This window comes from Sanguibacter keddieii DSM 10542, assembly GCF_000024925.1.
Taxonomy (GTDB): Bacteria; Actinomycetota; Actinomycetes; order Actinomycetales; family Cellulomonadaceae; genus Sanguibacter; species Sanguibacter keddieii.
On the sequence record NC_013521.1, the window covers coordinates 2,549,150 to 2,570,973 of the forward strand.

The 21,824-nt window shown below is 72.3% G+C and carries 19 protein-coding genes; 7 read left to right on the forward strand and 12 right to left on the reverse strand.

From position 1 onward, the window contains the following. Positions 1–283: 283 nt before the first annotated feature. Positions 284–1,198, forward strand: a complete 915-nt coding sequence (locus tag SKED_RS11250) for a spermidine synthase (RefSeq protein WP_012867277.1) — start codon at positions 284–286, stop codon at positions 1,196–1,198. On the opposite strand, the gene SKED_RS11255 is transcribed toward SKED_RS11250, so the two are convergent. The 4 genes from SKED_RS11255 to SKED_RS11270 all read right to left on the reverse strand — a co-directional run bounded on the left by SKED_RS11255 (position 1,195) and on the right by SKED_RS11270 (position 5,605). After that, on the reverse strand, positions 1,195–2,133 hold the full coding sequence (locus SKED_RS11255; RefSeq protein ID WP_012867278.1) for a PAC2 family protein: 939 nt from the start codon (positions 2,131–2,133) through the stop codon (positions 1,195–1,197). The two genes, SKED_RS11250 and SKED_RS11255, sit on opposite strands and share 4 nt — an antisense overlap. A 105-nt stretch (positions 2,134–2,238) precedes the next feature. Then, the gene (locus SKED_RS11260; RefSeq protein ID WP_012867279.1) at positions 2,239–2,679 is read right to left on the reverse strand and encodes a response regulator; all 441 of its coding nucleotides are present in this window, start codon (positions 2,677–2,679) and stop codon (positions 2,239–2,241) included. Then, entirely contained in the window at positions 2,676–4,334 is a 1,659-nt protein-coding gene (locus SKED_RS11265) for a sensor histidine kinase (RefSeq protein WP_012867280.1), read from the reverse strand. Before SKED_RS11265 ends, SKED_RS11260 begins: the two co-directional genes overlap by 4 nt. Continuing rightward, a complete protein-coding gene (locus tag SKED_RS11270; protein ID WP_012867281.1) occupies positions 4,334–5,605 on the reverse strand; it encodes a PP2C family protein-serine/threonine phosphatase in 1,272 nt (423 codons plus the stop codon). Before SKED_RS11270 ends, SKED_RS11265 begins: the two co-directional genes overlap by 1 nt. Before the next feature lie 213 nt (positions 5,606–5,818). On the opposite strand from SKED_RS11270, the gene SKED_RS11275 reads away from it, so the two are divergent. Next, positions 5,819–8,044 carry a HelD family protein gene (locus tag SKED_RS11275; RefSeq protein ID WP_012867282.1) on the forward strand — a complete coding sequence of 742 codons (2,226 nt, stop codon included), beginning with the start codon at positions 5,819–5,821 and terminating at the stop codon, positions 8,042–8,044. A gap of 81 nt (positions 8,045–8,125) precedes the next feature. After that, positions 8,126–9,337 carry a phosphoglycerate dehydrogenase gene (gene serA, locus SKED_RS11280; RefSeq protein ID WP_012867283.1) on the forward strand — a complete coding sequence of 404 codons (1,212 nt, stop codon included), beginning with the start codon at positions 8,126–8,128 and terminating at the stop codon, positions 9,335–9,337. A gap of 120 nt (positions 9,338–9,457) precedes the next feature. Here the strand turns inward: serA and SKED_RS11285 are convergent, their stop codons facing one another. Next, positions 9,458–9,646 (reverse strand): DUF5302 domain-containing protein, encoded by a 189-nt coding sequence (locus SKED_RS11285; protein ID WP_012867284.1) that lies wholly within the window; start codon positions 9,644–9,646, stop codon positions 9,458–9,460. A gap of 150 nt (positions 9,647–9,796) precedes the next feature. Here SKED_RS11285 and SKED_RS11290 point away from each other — a divergent pair, with 150 nt between their 5' ends. Further along, entirely contained in the window at positions 9,797–10,840 is a 1,044-nt protein-coding gene (locus SKED_RS11290) for an aldo/keto reductase (protein ID WP_012867285.1), read from the forward strand. Positions 10,841–10,918: 78 nt separating this feature from the next. Here SKED_RS11290 and nrdR read toward each other — a convergent pair whose 3' ends face one another. Together nrdR and SKED_RS19035 are read right to left on the reverse strand one after the other, a co-directional pair. After that, positions 10,919–11,410, reverse strand: coding sequence for a transcriptional regulator NrdR (nrdR, locus tag SKED_RS11295; RefSeq protein ID WP_012867286.1), 492 nt, complete (start codon positions 11,408–11,410; stop codon positions 10,919–10,921). A 523-nt stretch (positions 11,411–11,933) separates the two neighbouring features. Further along, a complete protein-coding gene (locus tag SKED_RS19035) occupies positions 11,934–12,377 on the reverse strand; it encodes a LysM peptidoglycan-binding domain-containing protein (protein WP_012867287.1) in 444 nt (147 codons plus the stop codon). Positions 12,378–12,794: 417 nt separating this feature from the next. Here SKED_RS19035 and lexA point away from each other — a divergent pair, with 417 nt between their 5' ends. Continuing rightward, positions 12,795–13,505, forward strand: coding sequence for a transcriptional repressor LexA (gene lexA, locus SKED_RS11305; protein WP_217168041.1), 711 nt, complete (start codon positions 12,795–12,797; stop codon positions 13,503–13,505). Positions 13,506–13,609: 104 nt separating this feature from the next. On the opposite strand, the gene SKED_RS11310 is transcribed toward lexA, so the two are convergent. The 3 genes from SKED_RS11310 to hflX all read right to left on the reverse strand — a co-directional run bounded on the left by SKED_RS11310 (position 13,610) and on the right by hflX (position 18,356). Then, the gene (locus tag SKED_RS11310) at positions 13,610–14,605 is read right to left on the reverse strand and encodes an L-lactate dehydrogenase (RefSeq protein ID WP_012867289.1); all 996 of its coding nucleotides are present in this window, start codon (positions 14,603–14,605) and stop codon (positions 13,610–13,612) included. Positions 14,606–14,669: 64 nt separating this feature from the next. Next, a complete protein-coding gene (locus tag SKED_RS11315) occupies positions 14,670–16,748 on the reverse strand; it encodes an ATP-dependent DNA helicase (RefSeq protein ID WP_012867290.1) in 2,079 nt (692 codons plus the stop codon). Between the two features lie 60 nt (positions 16,749–16,808). After that, positions 16,809–18,356, reverse strand: a complete 1,548-nt coding sequence (hflX, locus tag SKED_RS11320; protein ID WP_012867291.1) for a GTPase HflX — start codon at positions 18,354–18,356, stop codon at positions 16,809–16,811. 167 nt (positions 18,357–18,523) lie between these two features. On the opposite strand from hflX, the gene SKED_RS11325 reads away from it, so the two are divergent. Further along, positions 18,524–19,177, forward strand: coding sequence for a class I SAM-dependent methyltransferase (locus SKED_RS11325; RefSeq protein ID WP_012867292.1), 654 nt, complete (start codon positions 18,524–18,526; stop codon positions 19,175–19,177). 22 nt (positions 19,178–19,199) lie between these two features. Here SKED_RS11325 and dapF read toward each other — a convergent pair whose 3' ends face one another. After that, a complete protein-coding gene (gene dapF / locus SKED_RS11330) occupies positions 19,200–20,141 on the reverse strand; it encodes a diaminopimelate epimerase (RefSeq protein ID WP_012867293.1) in 942 nt (313 codons plus the stop codon). Continuing rightward, entirely contained in the window at positions 20,138–21,112 is a 975-nt protein-coding gene (miaA, locus tag SKED_RS11335; protein WP_012867294.1) for a tRNA (adenosine(37)-N6)-dimethylallyltransferase MiaA, read from the reverse strand. The genes dapF and miaA overlap by 4 nt, the downstream gene beginning before the upstream one ends. A gap of 234 nt (positions 21,113–21,346) precedes the next feature. Here miaA and SKED_RS11340 point away from each other — a divergent pair, with 234 nt between their 5' ends. After that, positions 21,347–21,817, forward strand: coding sequence for a type III secretion system chaperone family protein (locus SKED_RS11340; RefSeq protein ID WP_012867295.1), 471 nt, complete (start codon positions 21,347–21,349; stop codon positions 21,815–21,817). The last annotated feature ends 7 nt before the right edge of the window (positions 21,818–21,824 follow it).

Here is a 21,824-nt window from a genome sequence, read left to right on the forward strand (position 1 = left end):
CGCGTGCCGCGCCGGTCGACGACCTGCCGCACCCACGAGACGGGACGCACCAGCCGTGCGTGCGCTCGCCGCCCCGGCCGACGCCGCGCGCGACGCCGCAGGAGCCGCCCCAGCTGTCGCTGCTGACCTCGCTGCCGTGCTGACCATGTCGAACCTCCTCGCACAAGTGTCGAACACCTGTTCGAGCGATGTCAAGAGCTGCTGTCTGCCTGCCGTGCGCGACGTGCCTGGCCCGCCTGTCCGGAGGACGGGCACGAGACCGTCGCTCGCCTAGGCTGGTGGGATGGCTCGTCGAACCTCACGTCGCTCATCCTCCTCCGGACCACCGACACAGCCCGCGCTCCCGGACGGCCCGGTCGAGACGACGTCGGGGACCGTCGAGCTCGTCCTCGACCGTGACGACCACCGGTCGATCACCGTGATGCTCAACGGGGTCCCGAGCTCCTTCGTCGACCTCGACGACCCGACCAACGTCGGCTTCGAGTACATGGAGATCATGTCCGCTGTGCTGGACGAGCGCGCCGACGGACCGCTCGACGTGGTCCACCTCGGCGCCGCCGGGTGCGCGATGGCGCGGTCCATCGACGCGCGCCGTCCAGGCTCCCGGCAGATCGGCGTCGACATCGACGCACGTCTCCTCGAGCTGGCCCGCACGTGGTTCGACCTCCCCCGGTCACCACGCCTGCGGCTGCGCGCCGGGGACGCCCGCGAGCAGCTGGCGACCCTGGCGCCCGCGAGCACCGACGTGGTGATCCGGGACGTGTTCGCCAGGGACACCACACCGGGGCACCTGCTGACCGTGGAGTTCGTCCTCGAGGTGCTGCGCGTCCTGCGGCCGGGAGGCCTCTACCTGGTCAACTGCGCCGACCGTCCGCCGCTGGCGACCGCGCGCTCGGAGGTCGCGACGATCCGCGCCGCCCTGGACCTGGTGGCGAGCGCCGAGGCCGCGCGCGGCGACGACGACCTCGCGGTGGTCACCGAGCCGGCGGTGCTCAAGGCTCGCCGCTACGGCAACGTGGTGCTCGTGGCATCAGCCCCGGGCGGCCCGCCGGACCAGGACGGGCTGGGCACCGCGAGCCTCGCCCGCGCGCTGCGCAGCCTCGCCGTGCCGTCGCACATCATCACGGGACCGACCGAGGTCGCCGGCTTCGTGGGGACTGCTGCGCCCCTGCACGACCCGGCGTCGGCCCAGCCCTAGGAGGACTGGCCGTCCGGGCCCTGCTGCGCCAGGAAGCGCTCGAGCTCCTCGCCGATCTCGTCTGCCGTGGGGATCTCCGCGGTGTCGGCGAGCAGGCTCTGGCGCTCGGCCGAGAGCGTGAAGGCGTCGTACTGCTCCTCGAGCCCACGGACCACCTCGGCGATCTCGGGCGACTCTGCGACCTGACGGACCACCTCAGCGCGGGCCTCGGTCGCCGACTCCTCGAGTCCTTCGAGGTCGAGGTCGAGCCCGGTCGCGGACTCGAGCTTGTCGAGCGCCACGAGGGCGGCGGGCGGGTACGTGGACTGCGCGAGGTAGTGCGGGACGTGCACGGCGTAGCCCACGGTGTCGTGCCCGCGCTCCGAGAGGCGGAGCTCGAGCAGGTTCGCCGCGGTCGCCGGGACCGTGACGCGGCCGAACCAGGGGCTGGCGTCGGGGATCAGCTCGTCGCGCGACGCGTGCGGGGTGGCCGAGAGCAGCCGGGTGTGCGGGATGCCCATCGGGATGCCGTAGGTGCCCACCGTCAGCGAGACGCGGAACCTGTCGACGAGGGAGAGGACCGCCTCGACGAACCGCTCCCACTGGACGTCCGGCTCGTTGCCGTGGAGCACGAGGAAGGTGGTGCCCTCGCGGTCTCGTGCCACGTCGATCGCGATGCTCGGCCCGGAGTACTCCGTCCAGCGCTGGGTGTCGAAGACGATCGTCGGCCGCTTCGATCGGTAGTCGACCAGCTGGTCGGCGTCGAAGGTCACCAGGCGGGTGGTCTCGCCGAGGTCGAGGATGTGCTCGAGGGCGACCTGCCCGACGTGGCCCGCGTCGACGAACCCGCGCAGGGCGTTGACCAGGACCGGTCCGGTCCCCGCCTCGTCCGGCGAGAGCCGGAGGGCGGACTCGACGGCGTCGTCGATCGTGTAGAGCTCCTGGGGATCGAGCATGGAAGGCCTCCTGTCACCTCGACGCACCGGCGGGAGGGTCCCCGCCGATGACGTCGTGAACGTCGTCTGAGGACCAGAACACCCGCGGCCGGGAGTTTCTTCCCGTCAGCGCGAGGGCAGCCGGACGACCGTGACGAAGAAGTCGTCGATCTGGCGCACGACCTCGATGAACCGCTCGAAGTCCACCGGCTTGGTCACGAAGGCGTTGGCGTAGAGGGAGTAGCTGCGGGCGACGTCCTCCTCCGCCTCGGAGGTGGTGAGCACCACGACGGGGATGCGCCGGAGCTCCGGGTCCTCCTTGAGCTCGGCGAGCACCTCGCGCCCGTCCATCCGCGGGAGGTTGAGGTCGAGCAGGATGAGGTCGGGGGTCACGGCGTCCGCGTACTCGCCCCGCTTGCGCAGGAAGTCCATCGCCGTCACGCCGTCGTTGACGACCGACAGGCGGTTCGCGACCTTGTTGTGCTCGAAGGCCTCGCGCGTCATGAGCACGTCGCCCGGGTCGTCCTCCACCAGCAGGACCTCGATCACACCGGGTGCCACGGTCATGCGTTCTCCTCGTCGTGCTGTCGTGGGGCGGGCGCGGTCCTGACCGCCCCCGCGTCCTCGTGCTCTCCCTCGGCGTCAGCCTCGGGCCCCGCAGAGCCTACCTCGCGGGGGTCCGGCAGGGTCCAGCGGACCGTCGTGCCCTCGGCGACCTCGGTGTCGAGCCAGATCTCGCCGCCGTGGAACTCGACGATCTTCTTGCACAGCGCCAGGCCGATGCCCGTGCCCTCGTAGGCGTCCTTGGCGTGCAGGCGCTGGAAGATGACGAAGACCCGGTCGGCGTACTGCTGGTCGATCCCGATCCCGTTGTCCGAGCACCACAGCTCCCAGCCCTGGTCGCGGCGAACGGCGCCGACGGACACGTGCGGCGCCCTGTCGGGGTGCCGGAACTTGACCGCGTTGCCCACGAGGTTCTGGAACAGCTGGACCAGGAGCGTCTGCTGTCCCAGGACCACCGGGAGCTCGCCGACCTCGACGGTCGCACCCGACTCCTCGACCGCCGCGTCGAGGGTCGCGACAGCCGTCGCGCACGCCTCCGCGAGGTCGACCTCGACGTCGTCGCCGGTCGACCGGCCGACCCGCGAGAAGCCCAGCAGGTCCTGGATGAGACGCTGCATCCGCTTGGCGCCGTCGACGGCGAACTCGATGTACTGGTCGGCACGCTCGTCGAGCTCGCCGCCGTAGCGCTTCTGCAGGAGCTGCGTGAAGCTCGCGACCTTGCGCAGCGGCTCCTGCAGGTCGTGCGAGGCGACGTAGGCGAACTGCTCGAGGTCGCGGTTGGACCGGCGCAGCTCTTCGGCCTGCTCGACGACCTGCTCGTGCGCCTCCGCGATCTCCGCGCGCGAGCGTGTCTCCGAGGCCATGCGGGCCACGAGCTCGACACGCATCGCGTCGACCGCGTGCGCGAGCGAGGCGATCTCCCCCGGGCCGTCGGTGCGCACGGGCAGGTCGAGCTCGCCCGCGCTCACCGACTCCGCCTTGGCCGCGAGGTCGGCGAGCGGCTCGAGCACGCTGCGGCGCAGGGTGCGCCAGGTGCCGAACCCGACCACGACGGCTGCGACGGTGAGCACGACGACGGCGAGGAACAGGTTGCGTGTCCACGAGGCGAGCCGGTCGGACGCGTCCTCGCGGCCGGTCTCGATGACCGTGCCGAGCTCGAGCGCCGCGTCGCGGGCGTCGAGGAGCATGGCCTCGCCGCGCTCCACCGTCGCCTCGCTCACCGTGCCGGGGCCCTCCACGGACACCTGCGCGACCGCCGGGGTCGCGAACTGCGTCCGCCAGGTCGAGACGAGGCCGAGGGTCCGGTCGAGGGCGGCGACGACCTCGGAGCCCGGGCCGTAGTCCTCGAGGAACTCAGAACGGATCTGCCGCGCGGCCGTGGTGTCCGGGTCGCGGTACGACCCGAGCGCGGACTCGACACCCGAGTCGAGGTACGCGTCCACCGCCGAGCCGATGTCCACGATCCGCGTGGACAGGCCGTCCGAGTACGAGACGGCGGTGACGTAGATGTCGGTCACGCGATTCTGGTAGTGCACCACCTGGAGCAGTGCGTACACCGCGTACACCACGATGAGCAGCAGCACGGTCCCGGCTCCCACGACGGTGAGCCCGAGCTGGCGCCGCAGGGTCGCCCCTGCGGGAGAGGTGCCTCGCGCCATCAGCCCCAGTCCTCCGAGTCCGCGAGCGTCGCAGACCGCTGCCCCACGCCGGCGTCGCACCCGGGCCAGCCGAGGATCAGCACCGCGGCGTCGTCGACGAGACGCCCGCCGTGCACGGCGTGCACCGTCCGCAGGATCCGCTCGACGAGCTCGTCGGTGCCGTCGCGGAACTCCGCGCTCACCGCGGCGAGCAGTCCGTCGATGCCGATCCGCGAGCGCCCGCCACGGTCGCGCCGCGGGTCGTCCTCGACCCGCGGGCTGTCCTCGACGGGCTCCCGGACCGTGGCCTCGAGGAGACCGTCGGTGTAGAGCATGAGCCACCAGCTGCCGTCGAGCTCGAGGCGCTGCGCCGACCAGGGGCTGTCGACGGGGATGCCGAGCGCCCGGCCACGGTGGGTCGGGTCGATCGCGCGAGACTGGTCGGAGACCAGGATCGGCGCGTGGTGCCCGGCGAGGAAGAGGTCGGCCGAGGTGCGGTCCGCCGAGATGACCAGCTGGCAGAGCGTGGTGAAGGTCTCCGGGCGGGAGCGCTCGTTGAGCATGACCTTCTCGAGGAGGGGCAGGATGCGCTCGGGCTCGACGTCGGCGAGCACGAGGGTCCGCCAGGCGGTGCGGAGCGTCGCCCCGAGGGCCGCCTCGTCCGGCCCGTGCCCCGCGACGTCGCCGATGACGCAGGCGAGCGACCCGTCCTCGCGCTCGACGACGTCGTAGAAGTCCCCACCGAGGAGGCCGTCGCCTCCGGGGAGGTACCCCACGAGGACGGAGAGCCGCTGGTCGACGATCGACGGCGTGGGCAGGAGGGCGCGCTCGAGCCGTGCGGTCTCCTGCGCGCGGACCGAGCTCTTGTAGATGGTGCGCGCCTGCTCGTCGGAGAGCCGGCGCTGGACGGCGTAGCGCACCGAGCGGGCGAGCAGGTCGGCGTCGACCTCGTGCTTGACGAGGTAGTCCTGAGCCCCGGCCGCGACAGCCTCCACACCGAGGTCGGTGCTCGTCATCCCGGTGAGCACCACCAGTGCTGCGCCGGTCCCGGTGGCGTGGATGCGCTCGACGCCGGCGAGGCCGGAGGAGTCCGGGAGCCCCAGGTCGAGGAGGATGCAGTCGACGTCGAGCCTGCCGAGCGCCTCGTCGATCGAGCGGGCACGGTCGAGGGTGACGTCGAGCGCGCTGTCGGCGAACAGCTCCTCGACGAGGAGGGCGTCGCCGTCGTCGTCGTCGACGATGAGGACCCGGACGGGGCGCACCTCTCCGGTCGTCTCGTCGTTCGCGCTCACGGCTCTCCTCCCCCTGACATCTCACCCGATGGTAGTCGCAGGCCGCGGTCGGGGCCGAGCCGCCGGTGGTGCGGCGTGGCGGTGCGCCTAGGCGCGGGGCCGCCGTTCCATCAGCCATAATGGACGGTCGCGTCGGTCGCCCTGCTCACCGCGAGCGCGCACGCGCACGACTCGACCTGCCGCACCCAGCACCACCCGACGGGAAGGACCCGCGTGACCGAGCAGCCCACAGAGACCAGGGTCGAGCAGGACACCCTCGACGTCCTCTACGCGCGGCTCGACGAGCTGCGCCGCGTCACGCGCGCCCGTCTCGCAGAGGTCCGCCGCTCGGGGCCCTCCGGATCGCCGCAGAACCGGAGCGAGCGCGACGCGTTCGCGACCCTGTACGAGGACCGTGCCGCGCTGCTGGACGCCGTCGAGGACCGTCTGTGCTTCGGTCGCCTCGACTTCGACGACGAGACGACCCGCTACATCGGTCGCATCGGCCTCACCGACGAGCAGCACTCCTCGATCCTCACCGACTGGCGTGCGCCTGCGGCGCAGGCCTTCTACCGGGCGACCGCCGCGCAGCGGGACGGTGTCCTGCGCCGACGCCACCTCGTGACGACCGGCCGCAGGGTGACGGGCATGGAGGACGAGATCCTCGACCTGTCGGGCGAGAACACGTCCGGCCTGGCGCTCTCCGGCGAGGGCGCGCTCCTCGCGGCCCTGTCCGCCGGCCGTACCGGTCGCATGGGGGACATCGTCGCCACGATCCAGGCCGAGCAGGACACGATCATCCGCTCCGAGCTCCAGGGCGCCCTCGTGGTCCAGGGCGGGCCGGGCACGGGCAAGACGGCGGTCGCACTGCACCGTGCCGCCTACCTCCTCTACGCCCACCGCCGGCTCCTCGAGCGCTCCGGCGTGCTGCTCGTCGGGCCGAGCCAGTCGTTCCTGCGGTACATCGACCAGGTGCTGCCCTCGCTCGGGGAGACCGGGGTCGTCAGCACGACGATCGCGGACATCCTGCCGGGGATCGAGGCCCGCGGGACCGAGTCGCCGCGTGTGGCGGAGATCAAGGGACGCTCGGTGTTCGGCGCGATCGTCCGACGAGCGGTCTCCGCGCGGCAGCGGGTCCCCGCGCAGGACGTCCGGGTGCGCGTGGACGGCAACGACCTGGTGGTGCGACGGCGCGACGTCCGTGACGCGATCGCCAAGGCTCGCCGCGGGCACAAGCCCCACAACCTCGCTCGGGTGACCTTCGTCCGCGAGATGCTCAACCGGCTCGCGGCGCAGTACGTGGAGCACCTGAGCTACTCGGTCGAGTCCGAGGACCGCGCCGAGATCCTCGAGGAGCTGCGCAGCACCCGCGAGATCCGCATCGCGCTCAACCTCGCCTGGATGCCGCTCTCGCCCCAGAAGCTCGTCGAGGACCTGCTGGCCAAGCCGCACCGGCTCGCCGAGGCCGCCCCGGAGCTCTCCGAGGCGGAGCGTGCCGCGCTCCTCCGGGCGCCTGGCGCCCCGTGGACCGAGGCCGACGTCCCGCTGCTCGACGAGGCCGCCGAGCTCCTGGGAGAGGACGACCAGGTCGCCCGCGCCCAGGCACGACAGGACGCCGAGCAGCGGGAGGAGCGGCTCGAGTACGCGCGCCAGGTCCTCGAGGGAGCCGGTGGCGGGATGGTGAGCGCCGAGGCCCTCGCAGACCGCTTCGCGACCTCCGGCCCCTATCTCACGACGGCCGAGCGCGCCGAGAAGGACCGCAGCTGGACTTTCGCGCACCTCGTGGTCGACGAGGCGCAGGAGCTCTCGGCGATGGCGTGGCGGATGCTGGTGCGACGCTGCCCGACCCGCTCCATGACCATCGTCGGCGACGTGGCGCAGACCTCCTCCGCGGCCGGTGCACGGTCCTGGGGGGCGATGCTCACCCCGCTGCTGCGCGACTCCTGGCGGCTCTCCGAGCTCACGGTCAACTACCGGACCCCCGAGGCGATCGCGTCGGCCGCCCAGCGCATGGCGGTCGCGGCGGGCCTGCCGGTCTCGACCCTCACGTCCGCACGCGAGGTCCCTGCGGCCCTGACGGTCCACGCCGTGAGCCCCGAAGACCTCCGCGACCGCACGGTGGGGCTCGCGCTCGAGCTGCTGCGCGAGGTCCGGTCCGACGGGGCCGGCCAGGTCGCCGTGGTGGTGCGCGCCGAGGACGTCGCCGACGTCGCCGCGCGCGTGCAGGCCGAACGTGGCGCGACGGACTCCCCCGACGCCGTGCTCGTGGCCTCGCCCTCCCAGGTCAAGGGCCTCGAGTTCGACGCCGTGGTGCTCGAGGAGCCGGCTGCCGTCCTCGAGGGGCCCGGTGGCGCCTCCGACCTGTACGTCGCGATGACGCGCCCGACGCGCTACCTCCACGTGACGCACTCCCGAGACCTGCCCGCAGGCGTGCTGGACGGCGACCGCGACGCCCGCTGAGACGGTCTGGCCGTCGGCACGGCACCGTCCACGTGCCAAGACCGTTTTGGTCGCACGGGCCCGTGGGAGGACGATGGCTCCGTGCTGAAGGCCCTCCTCCTCGAAAACGTCCACCCGCTCACCGTCGAGATCCTCGCCGCCCACGGCGTCGAGGTCGAGACCCGGTCCGGCGCGCTGGACGAGAGCGAGCTCATCGACGCCCTCGACGGCGTCCACATCCTCGGGATCCGGTCCAAGACCCAGGTGACCGACGCGGTGATCGCCGCGAGCCCCGAGCTCCTCACCATCGGTGCCTTCTGCATCGGCACCAACCAGGTCGACCTCAGGTCGGCGGCGAACCACGGCGTGGCCGTGTTCAACGCGCCGTTCTCGAACACCCGCTCGGTGGTCGAGATCGCGCTCGCCGAGATCATCTCGCTGACGCGCCGCCTGACCGAGCGCGACAAGGCGCTCCACGCCGGCGTGTGGGACAAGTCCGCCGAGGGGTCGCACGAGGTCCGCGGCCGCACCCTGGGCATCGTCGGCTACGGCAACATCGGCACCCAGCTCTCGGTCCTCGCGGAGAACCTCGGCATGTCGGTCGTGTTCTACGACACCGCCGAGAAGCTGGCGCTGGGCAACGCGCGGCGGCTCGGCTCGCTCGACGAGCTGCTCGCGGTCGCGGACATCGTCACGCTCCACGTGGACGGCCGCAGCGGCAACGCCGGCCTGTTCGGCGCGAAGCAGCTCTCGCAGATGAAGCCGGGGGCGATCTTCCTCAACCTCTCGCGCGGCTTCGTCGTCGACACCGGCGCGCTCCGCGACTCCATCCTGTCGCACCACCTCGCCGGTGCGGCGATCGACGTGTTCCCCGAGGAGCCCAAGAAGCGCGGGGACGCCTTCGAGTCGGAGCTCCGCGGCCTGCCCAACGTCATCCTCACCCCGCACATCGGCGGCTCGACCCTCGAGGCCCAGGAGGCCATCGGCGTGTTCGTCGCGAACAAGATCCGCGACTACGTGCGCTCGGGGTCGACGACGCTGAGCGTGAACCTGCCGAACCTCGCCCTCGAGAGCTCGACGGGCGTCGCGCGCGTCGCTCACCTGCACCGCAACACCCCCGGCGTCCTCGCCGAGGTCAACCGGACGCTCGCGGAGCACGGCACCAACATCGAGGGCCAGCTCCTCGCCACCCGCGGCGAGGTCGGCTACGTGGTCACCGACGCCGGCTCGACCGTCGAGGCGGCCGTCGTCGAGGCCCTGCAGGCCATGGGCCAGACCATCAAGCTCCGCGTGCTCACCGACACGAGGTCCTGACCGCAGGGCCGGCCACGCCGGCCCGGCACCTGGCACGACGAGAGGGGCGGTACGCGACCTGCGTACCGCCCCTCTCGTCGTACGTCGTCCGGGGCGTGGACACGCGCCGGTCGGTGCGACCTAGCCGGACTTGCGGCGGAAGGTCCGCTGCGTCTTGCCGATCGGCTCAGAGCCGTGGACGCTCCCGGTGTTGGTGTCGCCCTCGGCGGTCAGGTGCCGTGCGGCGTTCTTCCGGTCGAGCGCTTCCTTGAACTTGGCCTTGGTGTCCGCGCTCACCGCGGTCTCAGGCACTTCTCGGTCCTGGGTCATGTGCTCCGACCTCCTCGTCTCGATGTCTGCCGGTGCAGACCTACCCTCCCGCAGCCCGGCGCAGGAGGCCAGGCTATTTCCCACCGTGCCCTCACGGGCGCCCGGTGGACCAGGGGGGAGGACCCAGTATCGCAGCGGTACCGTGGGGGCATGCGCTCCCCCGCCGACGACCGTCACGCTCCTCTCCCCTGCCGACGCGTCGGACGCTCTGGTCTGAGCGTCTCCGCCCTCAGCCTCGGCCTGTGGCAGAACTTCGGGGACGGCACCCCTGCCGCAGACCAGCGGGGTCTGGTGCTGCACGCCCTGGACGCCGGGGTGGTGCACTTCGACCTCGCGAACAACTACGGGCCTCCGCCCGGGTCCGCTGAGACGGGCTTCGGCCGGATCCTCCGGACCGACCTCGCCCGGCACCGCCACGAGCTGAGCATCTCGACGAAGGCGGGGTACCGGCAGTGGCCCGGACCGCGCGGTGAGGGCGGGTCGCGCGGCTACCTCCTGGCGTCGCTCGACCAGTCGTTGCGTCGGCTCGGCGTCGACGAGGTCGACATCTTCTACAGCCACCGCTTCGACCCGACGACCCCGCTCGAGGAGACGATCGGAGCGCTCGCCACCGCGGTGTCCTCGGGGCGGGCGCTCTACGCCGGGATCTCCTCGTACTCCGCGACCCGGACGCAGGAGGCGCTGACGGTCGCGGCGTCGATGGGCCTGCCCCTCACGGTCCACCAGCCGTCGTACTCCCTCCTCAACCGGTGGATCGAGGAGCCCGACGCCTCGGGGCGCTCGTTGCTGGACGTCGCCGGCGAGTCCGGCACCGGGCTCGTGACCTTCTCGCCGCTCGCGCAGGGCCTGCTCACCGACCGGTACCGCGACGGGGTGCCGGAGAGCTCCCGCGCAGCCCGTGGGACGTCCTTCCAGCGGGAGTACCTGTCGGAGGCGAACCTCGCTTCGGTCGACCGCCTCCGGACGGTGGCGCAGCAGCGGGGACAGACGCTCGCCCAGATGGCTCTCGCCTGGTGCCTGCGCGACGACCGCGTCAGCGCAGTCCTCGTCGGGGCACGGACGACACAGCAGCTCGACGAGAACCTCGCGGCACTGGACGCCCCCGGCTTCACCGCCGACGAGCTCGCCTCGATCGACGAGGCTGCGGTCGACGGCGACCTCAACCTCTGGGCATCACGGTCGAGCGCGCTCTGACCCTGCGGCTCGGGCGAGGACACGGCGCACGGGCCTGCGAACGGTCGTCGTCCGGTCGCCGTCGACCCGGAGGGCGGATCAGTCGGTCGACCGGTCGACTGAGCTCTCGTCGGCGGCTGCCTGCTCGTGCTCGGCGCGCAGCAGGTTGATGGCTGCCTCGAAGTCCTCGAGAGAGTCGAAGGCCTGGTAGACCGAGGCGAACCGCAGGTACGCGACCTCGTCGAGCTCGCGGAGCGGGCCGAGGATCGTCAGGCCGATCTCGTAGGCGTCGAGCTCGGCGATGCCGGTCGCCCGCACGCTCTCCTCGACGCGCTGGGCCAGGAGGGCGAGGTCGTCCTCGGTGACGGGTCGACCCTGGCAGGCCTTGCGCACCCCGTTGACGACCTTCTCGCGGCTGAAGGGCTCGGTGACGCCCGAGCGCTTGACGACCGAGAGGCTCGCGGTCTCGAGGGTGGTGAACCGACGGGTGCAGGCGGGGCACTGCCGACGCCGTCGGATCGACGCGCCGTCGTCCGAGGTGCGCGAGTCGACCACGCGCGAGTCGGCGTGGCGGCAGAACGGGCAGTGCACAGGTGCCTCCATCAAGACGTGGTCTAGTCTGCTCTCGCAGCTCCCGCAAGGGTACGCGGCTCGTCATGACCTGCGCACACGCGCGGCACGCTCTCCGAGGAGAGGTCTCCGCGCACGGTGACGTGCGCCAGGCGGCCGACCCGCAGCCGGGACCGGCTCGCCCCTCGAGACTCTGGGCAGGCAGACGCTCTGGGCTGACAGACGCTTCAGGCAGACAGAGACGGAGGCGGTCGTTGTCGACCGCCTCCGTCCGGGACGCCCCCGTCCCCACAACGCCGAGATGACTCGCCTCACCTCGTCGCAGACGTGCTGTCGGAGGACCGGGCGATGACCACCCGATGACTCCGCCTCTCAACCCGGCCCCCAGCCGGTTGATGAGGTAGTCCTAACTTAGGTACACCTAATCGTCACGGCAACCGTGTGCGGCGAGAATCCCAGATCGTGAGACGCAGGGCGTCCTTGCCCCGCTCGGCACTCGATGCCACCTGCCCGTCGTGGCGTCAGCGCGCCGAGGCGCCTGCACTCATCGCACCGGGAGCAACAGCTGCTCGCCGACCTGCAGCGAGGCGCTCGACCGGCCGTTGAGCTCGACCAGCATCTCCACCACGTCCCGGGTGTCCTCGCCAGGGAGCGCGACGGTGCGGGCGATCTTCCAGAGCGTCTCGCCCTGCGCCACGTAGTGCTCGGTCACGCTGACCGCCTCCGCCGGAGCGCTGGCGAACGCACGGTCACCGACGACCATGCCCGCCACCACCAGCAGGACCGCGACGAGGGAGAGCACCCACCAGCCGCGGCGCGTCAGACGCAGGTCGCGCAGGGAGCCGCCGGCAGGAGCCGAGGCGCCGCGCGGCAGACCGGCCGCCGCCGAGGCACTCACGGACGAGGCGCGCCCGGACGCAGGGACCTCTCCGTCGCGGACGAGGCGGAGCTCGCGCCCGGGTGTCAGCACCAGTGCGGAATCAGCCATGTCTACCCCTCTCCTGACCGCCGACCGGGCCAGGAGCCGCCGGTCGTGTCGGTCGTTCGAACATGTGTACGTCGTACAACTGTACGAACATCGGCTGCGGATGACAAGAGATCTGCGCAACACGCTCGAACAGGTGTTTGAAGTCGCACGCCGGGCCCCCTACTGTGGGAGCACCAGCAAGGACACCCGACCACGAGCCACCGACACGCACCGACAAGCACCGGAAAGCACCGGCAGCCGCCCGACAGCTGCCGACCGGCTGCCGGTCAGCACCGGGACGACTCGTCAGCAGCTCGGGTGCACGCGCCGGACCACGTACGACGCCGCACGACCACGCACCGGAGGCCAGCCGTGAAGACGCAGGACAGCACACCGTCAGGAGCTGCCGGGGGCGCGCCCGCGGCCGAGGCCGTCACCGTGATCGGCGCGGCCGACGGCCTGACCCCGCGTCAGCGCGGGGTGCTGGAGACCATCCGGGAGTCCGTCGACACCCGCGGCTACGCGCCGAGCATGCGGGAGATCGGCGAGGCTGTCGGCCTCACGAGCCCGTCGAGCGTCAAGCACCAGCTGACGACCCTCGAGCGCAAGGGCTACCTCCGCCGCGACCCCAACCGACCGCGAGCCATGGAGCTCGTCGTGCCGGGCCCGGCGCAGGGAGCGCCGACCGGCGAGCTGACGTCACGTCCCGCCGGCCGCGCCCTGCGCTCGGTCTCCACCCAGCAGACGGCGGACGTCGACCTGGACAGCCACCCGACCCCGTCGTTCGTCCCCGTCGTGGGCCGCATCGCCGCCGGTGGACCGATCCTCGCGGAGCAGGTCGTCGAGGACGTGTTCCCGCTGCCCCGCCAGCTCGTCGGCGACGGCGAGCTGTTCCTCCTCCGGGTGACCGGTGAGTCGATGGTCGACGCGGCGATCTGCGACGGCGACTGGGTGGTCGTGCGCCGTCAGCCCGTGGCCGAGAACGGTGAGATCGTCGCAGCGATGATCGACGGCGAGGCGACCGTGAAGACCTTCAAGCGCGTCGACGGGCACGTCTGGCTCATGCCCCACAACGACGCGTTCTCGCCCATCCTCGGTGACGAGGCGACCATCCTCGGCCGGATCGTCACTGTGCTCCGCAGCCTCTGACCCCGGTCCTCGCACGCAGCCCGGCGACGCAGCCCGGCACAGGAAGAGCGCCGCACCCCACGAGGGGTGCGGCGCTCTCTGCTCGTCCTGGGACTGCTGCGTCGTCACACGCCGAAGCGTCGTGCGACCTCCTTGAGGGACGCCGCCGAGTGCTGCAGGCCGCGGATCTCGACCGGGGAGAGCGGGACCTGCAGCCGGTCGGTGACGCCGTGACGACCGACGATCGACGGGACGGAGAGGCAGATGTCGCTGATGCCGTAGTAGTCGTCGAGGAGGGTCGAGACGGGCAGGACGCGGTGCTCGTCGTTGAGGACCGCCTCGATGATCCGCGATCCTGCGAGAGCGACCGCGTAGTTGGTCGCGCCCTTGCCCTCGATGATGCGGTAGGCCGAGTTGATGACCTCGTGGGCGATCTGGTCACGGACCTCGGCGGTCAGCGGGGCGCGGCCCTCGATCGCGTCCCACTCGAGGAGCGGGACGCCACCGATCGTCGCCGAGCTCCAGAGCGGGATCTCGCTGTCGCCGTGCTCGCCCGCCATGTAGGCGTGCACGTTCTGGACGGCGACGCCGCAGTGCTGGGCGATGAGGAACCGCAGGCGGGAGGAGTCGAGGACCGTCCCCGAGCCGAACAGCTGCGTGGGCGGGAGGCCGGAGATCTTCAGCGCCGCGTAGGTGACGATGTCGACGGGGTTGGTCACCATGACGTAGGTCGCGTCGGGTGCGACCGCGAGGAGCTCCGGGAGGATCTTCGAGACGAGGCTGATGGTCGCCTCGGCGAGGTCCAGGCGGGTCTGCCCAGGCTTCTGCTTGGCACCGGCGGTGACCATGATGATGTCGGCGTCGGCGCAGACCGCCACGTCGTCCGACCCGACGACCTCGGCCATCGGCATGAACTGGATCCCGTGCGAGAGGTCGAGCGCCTCGGCCTCGACCTTCGCCCGGTTGATGTCGTAGAGCGCGACGTGACGCGCCGAGCCGCGCATCAGCGCGGCGTAGGCCATGGTCGAGCCGACCGCCCCGGCACCGACGACGGCGACCTTCGTGGTCTTGCGGGCCCGTGGCGTCTCGTCGGGTGCTCGCGTGGTCTCGGGCTGGCTCATCGGTCCTCCATGGAGTCGGGCGCTGGTCTCGGTCGTGCGCGCTGGTTCCGGTGCTGCGCTGGCCTCAGCCTAGGGCCGAGAGGCGCTCTAGCGCAGAAGTGGCGACCTGGCGGTCTGTGGTGCGCCAGAAGTCCGGCAGCGACCTGACCAGGAACGACCCGTACCGGGCGGTGACCAGACGCGGGTCGAGGATCGCGACGACGCCCTTGTCCTCGACGGTGCGGACCAGGCGGCCAGCCCCCTGCGCGAGCAGGAGGGCCGCGTGCGTCGCGGCGACCTGCATGAAGCCGTTCCCGCCGTGGCTCTCCACGTAGCGGGCACGCGCCGCCTTGACCGGGTCGTCGGGTCGGGGGAAGGGGATCCGGTCGATCATCACCAGGCGGCACGCCGGCCCGGGGACGTCCACGCCCTGCCAGAGGGAGAGCGTCCCGAACAGGCAGGTGGCCTCGTCGGCGGCGAACTGCTTGACGAGCGTCGGCAGCTGGTCGTCCCCCTGGCACAGGATCGGCACGTCGAGCCGCTCGCGCAGCAGCTCTGCGGCGCGCTCGGCCGCGCGGCGGGACGAGAAGAGCCCGAGCGTGCGCCCGCCCGCCGCCGTGATGAGCGCCGCCATCTCGTCGACCTGGTCGTCGGTCGTGGACTGCTGCCCCGGTGTCGGGAGGTTCTTGGCCACGTAGAGGATGCCCTGGCGCGGGTAGTCGAAGGGGCTGCCGACGTCGAGCCCGCGCCACCGCGGCGCCGGTCCTGCCGCCTCGGTGCCGTCGGCCTCCGTCGCCGCCCGCTCGAGCCCCACGGAGCGCGCGACCGGGTCGAAGGAGTCCCCGAGCGCGAGCGTCGCGGAGGTGAGGACGCCGACCTTCTCGCTCCACAGGTTGGTCCGCAGCAGACCGGAGACGCCGAGGGGCGCGGCGTGGAGCTTGGACATGCCGGCGCCGAACCCTCCTTCCGCGCCTCGCGAGCACCAGAGGACGTCGAACCCTGTCGCCTCGCCCGTCATGCGCTCGGCGATCTCGAAGATCTGCAGCATGCTCGACTGCGCCATCTTCAGGCCGGAGTCCGCGCCTCCCTCGCCCCCGCCGGCCTTCGGCTCGGGCTTGAGCTCGCTGAGGACGCCGCGGGCCGCGTCACGGACCCCCGCGACCGCGAGGCGGGCGCCCTCCGGCAGCCCCTCGGGGAAGCGCTCCGCGGGCAGACCGGCGACCAGGGAGCCGAAGTCGGCGGTCGCGGCGTCGAGGTCGGTGGTCAGCACGCCACCGTGGCGTCGGGCCTGGCGCGCCGCGTGCTCGATCGACGCGACCGAGAGCTCGACCGTCGCCGCTGCCGTGACGCGGTCGGCCAGCTCGTGGGCCTCGTCGGCGACCACGACGGAGTGCTCGGGGAGCACGTTGGGGGACCCCGTCGCCGCGATGCCCAGCATCGCGTGGTTGGTCACCACGACGTCGGCCTCCCGCGCGAGGGCGCGCGCACGCTCGGGGAAGCACTCCTCGATGAGGGGGCAGCGCTGGCCGAGGCACTCGAGGGACGTCACCGAGACCTGCCGCCAGGCGCGGTCCGGGACACCGGGGACGAGGTCGTCACGGTCGCCCGTGTCGGTCGCCCTGGCCCACTCGCGCAGCCGCACGACCTGCTGCCCGAGGCTCGCCGCCTCGGCTGCCGGGACGTCGTCACCGCCGGTCAGCGGCTCGGTCGGCCCCTCGGAGCGGGGCATGTCGAAGAGCGTCCCGGCGTCGTCGGCCGGGTAGCCCCCGTCGATCTTGTGCAGGCAGGCGTAGTTGTGCCAGCCCTTGAGGAGCGCGAGCGTCGGCCGGCGCGGCAGGCGGTCCGCGAGCGCCGCGGCGACCAGCGGTAGGTCACGCGACATGATCTGACGCTGCAGGGCGAGGGTCGCGGTCGAGACGATCACGCGCTCCCCCGCGTTGACGGCGTGGTGGACGGCCGGCACGAGGTAGCCGAGGGACTTCCCCGTGCCCGTCCCGGCCTGCACGAGGAGGTGCTCCCCGGAGGTCATGGCGGTCGACACGGCCTCGGCCATGTCGTGCTGCCCGTCTCGGCGTCCTCCGCCGAGCGCACCGACCGCGAGGTCCAGCAGCGTGTGCACCTCGTCGACGGATCCTGCGGTCACGGCGCTCGAGGTGTCCTTCACCCGAGGAGTCTACGGTCCGGCACCGGCCTCGGAGAGACCGGTGCCGGACCGTCGGGTGCGTCAGCCGCGGACGGCGACGGCCGCGAGCTCGGCAGCGAGCTCGTCGTCCACGCGACCGCGGAGCAGGGTGCCCTCGCCCACGTGCTCGAGGTGGTCGATCTCACCCTCGAGGTGCACCCGGTTGACGAGGTCTCCCCTGCTGTACGGGACGATGAGGTCGACCGTGACGCCCGGGTGCGGGAGCGCGCCCGAGATGAGGTCGAGCAGCTCGGTGATCCCCTCGCCGGTGTGCGCGGAGACCACGAGGGTCGTGCGCTCACGGCTGCGCAGCCGCGCGATCGTGTCCGGGTCGGCCAGGTCGGCCTTGTTGAGCACGATCACCTCGGGGACGTCGAGCGCCCCGGGGATGCCCTCGAGGACGTGGCGCACCGCTGCGATCTGCCCCTCGGGGTCGGGGTGCGACGCGTCGACGACGTGCAGCAGGAGGTCGGAGTCGGCGACCTCCTCGAGGGTCGACCGGAAGGCCTCGACCAGCTGGTGCGGCAGCGACCGGACGAACCCGACGGTGTCGGCGAGCGTGTAGACACGTCCGTCCGGGGTCTTGGTCCGGCGGACCGTCGGGTCGAGGGTCGCGAAGAGCGCGTTCTCGACCAGCACGCCCGCGCCGGTGAGCGCGTTGAGCAGGCTCGACTTGCCGGCGTTGGTGTACCCGGCGATCGCGACCGACGGGATCGCGTTGCGCTTGCGGGAGGACCGCTTGGTCTCACGAGACGGGGCCATGGCCGCGATCTCCCGGCGGAGCTTGGCCATCCGGTTGCGGATGCGTCGACGGTCGAGCTCGATCTTGGTCTCACCGGGTCCGCGCGACCCCATGCCCGCGCCGGCGCCACCGACCTGACCACCGGCCTGGCGGGACATCGACTCGCCCCAGCCTCGCAGGCGCGGGAGCAGGTACTCGAGCTGGGCGAGCTCGACCTGCGCCTTGCCCTCACGGGACTTGGCGTGCTGGGCGAAGATGTCGAGGATCAGCGCGGTGCGGTCGACGACCTTCACCTTGATGATGTCCTCGAGCGCACGGCGCTGGGACGGCGCGAGGTCGCCGTCGACGATGACCGTGTCGGCCCCGGTCGAGGCGACGACCGCGGCGAGCTCGGCGGCCTTGCCCGACCCGAGGTAGGTACCGGGGTCGGGGGTCTGGCGGCGCTGGAGCAGGCCGTCGAGGACCTGCGACCCGGCGGTCTCGGCGAGCGCGGCCAGCTCGCGGAGCGAGACCTCCGCGTCGGTCGCGTCGCGGGCCCAGAGGCCGACGAGCACGACCCTCTCGAGGCGCAGCTGGCGGTACTCGACCTCGGTGACGTCCTCGAGCTCGGTCGAGAGGTTCGCGACGCGGCGCAGCGCCGAGCGCTCCGCGAGGTCGAGCTGGTCGCCGTCGTGGCTGGAGTGCTGGGTGCTGCCCTCCGCACGTGCCGTCCCGGCGCGGGCGAGGACGCGGGCGACGACGTCGCCTGCGATGTCTCGTGCCGACGGTGCCGCGTCACTCGCTCGCTGGACCGTCGTCGGCGACGGGCCCTGTGCAGGTTCGGGTCGCGGTTCGTGGCTGTTCGTCATGCACGTCCTTCAGGGATGGTGGTGTCGCTGGTGGTGACCAGCTCCCCCTAGTTTCCCACGGGGGACCGCCGCGCCGAAGGTTTTTTGCGCACAGCCGAAGACGGGGCGACGTCGCGCACGGCCGACCGGCTCACGCGCCAGCCGGCACTGGCCTACGATGGCGCGTTGTGAGCGACGAGACCCCAGACCACTACTTCACCGCCGAGCCCGCCTCGTCCGCCGAGCGGCGCCCGCTCACCGTCGTGCTCGACGGCCGCGAGGTCGAGGTCGAGACCGCAGGCGGCATCTTCTCCCCCGGACGGGTCGACCTCGGGACCCAGGTGCTGCTGCGCACCGTGCAGGACCCGCCGAGCGGCGACGTGCTGGACCTCGGCGCGGGGTGGGGTCCCGTATCCCTGACGATGGCGATGCAGAACCCGCAGGCGCGGGTGTGGGCCGTGGACGTCAACGAGCGTGCCCTCGACCTCGTCCGGCGCAACGCCGCTCGTCTCGGGCTCGAGAACGTCACCGCGTGCACCCCGGACGACGTCCCCGCCGACGTGCGGTTCGCCCAGCTGTGGTCGAACCCGCCCATCCGCGTCGGCAAGGACGTGCTGCACTCGATGCTCGACCGGTGGCTGCCGCGCCTGGAGCCGGGCGCGAGCGCGTACCTCGTGGTGCAGCGCAACCTCGGCGCGGACTCCCTCACGGGTTGGATGAACGACCGCTACGACGGCACGACGGCCGAGGTCCGGACCCCCGAGGGCACGCCCTTCGAGGCCGTCACGACCAAGATGGCGTCGGCCAAGGGCTTCCGCGTGCTCGAGGTCGTCGCCGGCTGACCCGTCGCTCCTGGTCGGCCGCTCAGTCCCGGCGGACGGCTCCGTCCGCGACGAGGACGGCGGGACCGGCGAGCTCGACGTGGCCGTCCTCGAGCAGCGTGACCCGGACGGTGCCGCCGGGCACGTCGACGAGCCACACGTCCGGTGCGCCGGCCCCGGCCCAGGCACGGACCGCGAGCGCTGCCGCGCACGCGCCGGTGCCGCAGGAGCGGGTCTCCCCCACCCCCCGCTCGTGGACGCGCATGCGGACACGACCCACGACCGTGCCGTCGACGCTGGTCTCCTCGCCGAGCGGCACCACGAGCTCGACGTTGGTGCCCTCGGCGGGCAGCGGGAGCACGTCGGGAGCGGTGTGGAGGTCGGCGCGGTCGAGGTCGTCGAGGCTCGCGAGGGCCACGACGGTGTGCGGGTTGCCGAGGTCGACGCTGAGCGCGGGGCGTGGGACCTGCGTGCCGGCCGGCTCGAGCCCGCTCACGGTCACCTCGGCGTCGAAGCCGTCGCGGACAGCCGCGTCACCTCCGGGGAAGGACCAGACCCCCATGTCGACCGCGTACCAGCCGCTGTCCTCCTTGCGGACGCGCCGCGCTCCGGCGCGGGTGCCTAGCACGAGCTCGCGGCCGTCGGCGAAGGTCGCGAGCCCGAGCTCTTCGAGGTAGGCGGCGAAGACGCGGACACCGTTGCCGCACATCTGGGCGACGGAGCCGTCGGCGTTGCGGTAGTCCATGAACCAGTGCGCCGCGGGCTCGTGCGCGAGCACGGCGCGCCCCTCGGCGAGGGCGGACGACGGGACCACGCGGATCACGCCGTCGCCGCCGACGCCGGCGCGACGGTCCGCGAGCGCCCGGACGAGCTCGGGGGTGAGGTCGAGCCGTGCCTCACGGTCGTCGAGGAGCACGAAGTCGTTCTCGGTGCCGTGCCCCTTGGCGAAGGGCAGCGGTGTCGTGGGGACGGTTCCTGAGGTCATGACCCCAGACTACGGCTCACGGGTCCGTCGGCAGACGGCGGTGGCGTACCGCGGTCGGCCGCCTCGACGATCGCCAGGGCGTCGGCGAGGAGGGTGGGCGACTCGGTCCGCAGCCAGTGCACCCGGGGGTCGCGCCCGAACCATCCCATCTGCTTGCGCGCGAGGCGCCGGGTGTTCGCGACGATGTCGGTGCGTGCCTGCTCGAGCGTGGTCTCGCCCGCGAGGTGCCGGAGGACCTCGGCGTACCCGACGGCGCGGGACGCGGTCGTCCCCAGGCCGCGCTCCGCGAGCGCGACGACCTCGTCGACGAGCCCTCGCTCCCACATGGCGTCGACGCGGGCCTGCGCGCGCTCGTCGAGCAGGGCCCGGTCGACGTCGAGGCCGATCTGGACGGCCGGTCGCACGTACTCCTGGCGTGGCAGGTTCGCCGAGAAGGGCGCACCGGTCAGCTCGATGACCTCGAGCGCCCGGACGATGCGTCGGGTGTTCCGCGGCTCGACGGCCGCGGCGGCAGCCGGGTCCCGGGCGGCGAGCTCCTCGTAGAGGCGTCGGGTCCCCTCGGCCTCGGCGCGCGCCTCGAGGGCGGCGCGGACCTGCGGGTCGGTCCCGGGGAACGTCATGTCGTCGAGGAGCGCACGGAGGTACAGCCCCGAGCCGCCGACCACGAGGGGCCGCGCGCCGCGGCCGGTGATCGCGGCGAGGTCTGCGCGGGCCTGCGCCTGGTAGGCGGCGACCGAGGCGTCGTCCTGGACGTCGAGGACGTCGAGCTGGTGGTGCACCACACCGCGACGGTCTGCGACCGGCACCTTAGCGGTGCCGATGTCCATGCCGCGGTAGAGCTGGTACGCGTCGGCGTTGACGATCTCCGGTGGGGAGACCTCCCCACCGGAGGCGGCGAGGGCCTCGGCCAGGTCGAGCGCGAGGTCGGACTTCCCGGTGGCCGTGGGGCCCACCACTGCAACGATCAGCACACCGCGACGGTACAGGCTCGACGGCGGCGTCGGTCACGCCCCGGCGCCTGTCGCTGCCGTGCCTTGGTGCTTGCCGCTGCTTGGACCTAGGGTGAACCAGGATCACCGGGGCCGTTGCCCGTCTGCGCGCGCAGCCGCCTACGACCACGACCGCCGAGGTCCCGTCCGGCGCGCTGCTGCCGGACGGACGCGGCGAGGACGACAGACCGACACCACTGGCAGGAGCACGACACGATGGGTTTCTTCAACAAGCCGGAGACCGCTCCGGCTCTCACCGGCTCGGGCGACACCGCACCGCTCACCCGCGCGCGCATCGAGTCCTTCCTCGCCGACCAGGGCTGGAACTACGGGGTCGACCCTGACGGCGACGTCGGCGGCCAGTGGGACGACAACGTCTTCTACTTCTTCCTCATGGGCGAGTCCCACGAGGTCCTGCAGGTCCGCGGGCGCTGGAAGCACTCCTTCCCCGCGTCCCGCGAGGCGGAGTTCGCGGTGCTGCTCAACGAGTACAACCGTGACCTCATCTGGCCCAAGCTCTACGTTCGGGCCGAGGACGAGGAGATCGGCGTCTACGCGGAGGTCTCGACGGACCTCGAGCACGGCGTGAGCGACGCCCAGCTGGGCCAGCTCATCTCCTGCGGCCTGTTCACCGGTCTGCGCTCCTTCGAGCGCCTGGCCGAGCGCCTCGGCATCCCCGAGGAGTGAGAGAGGG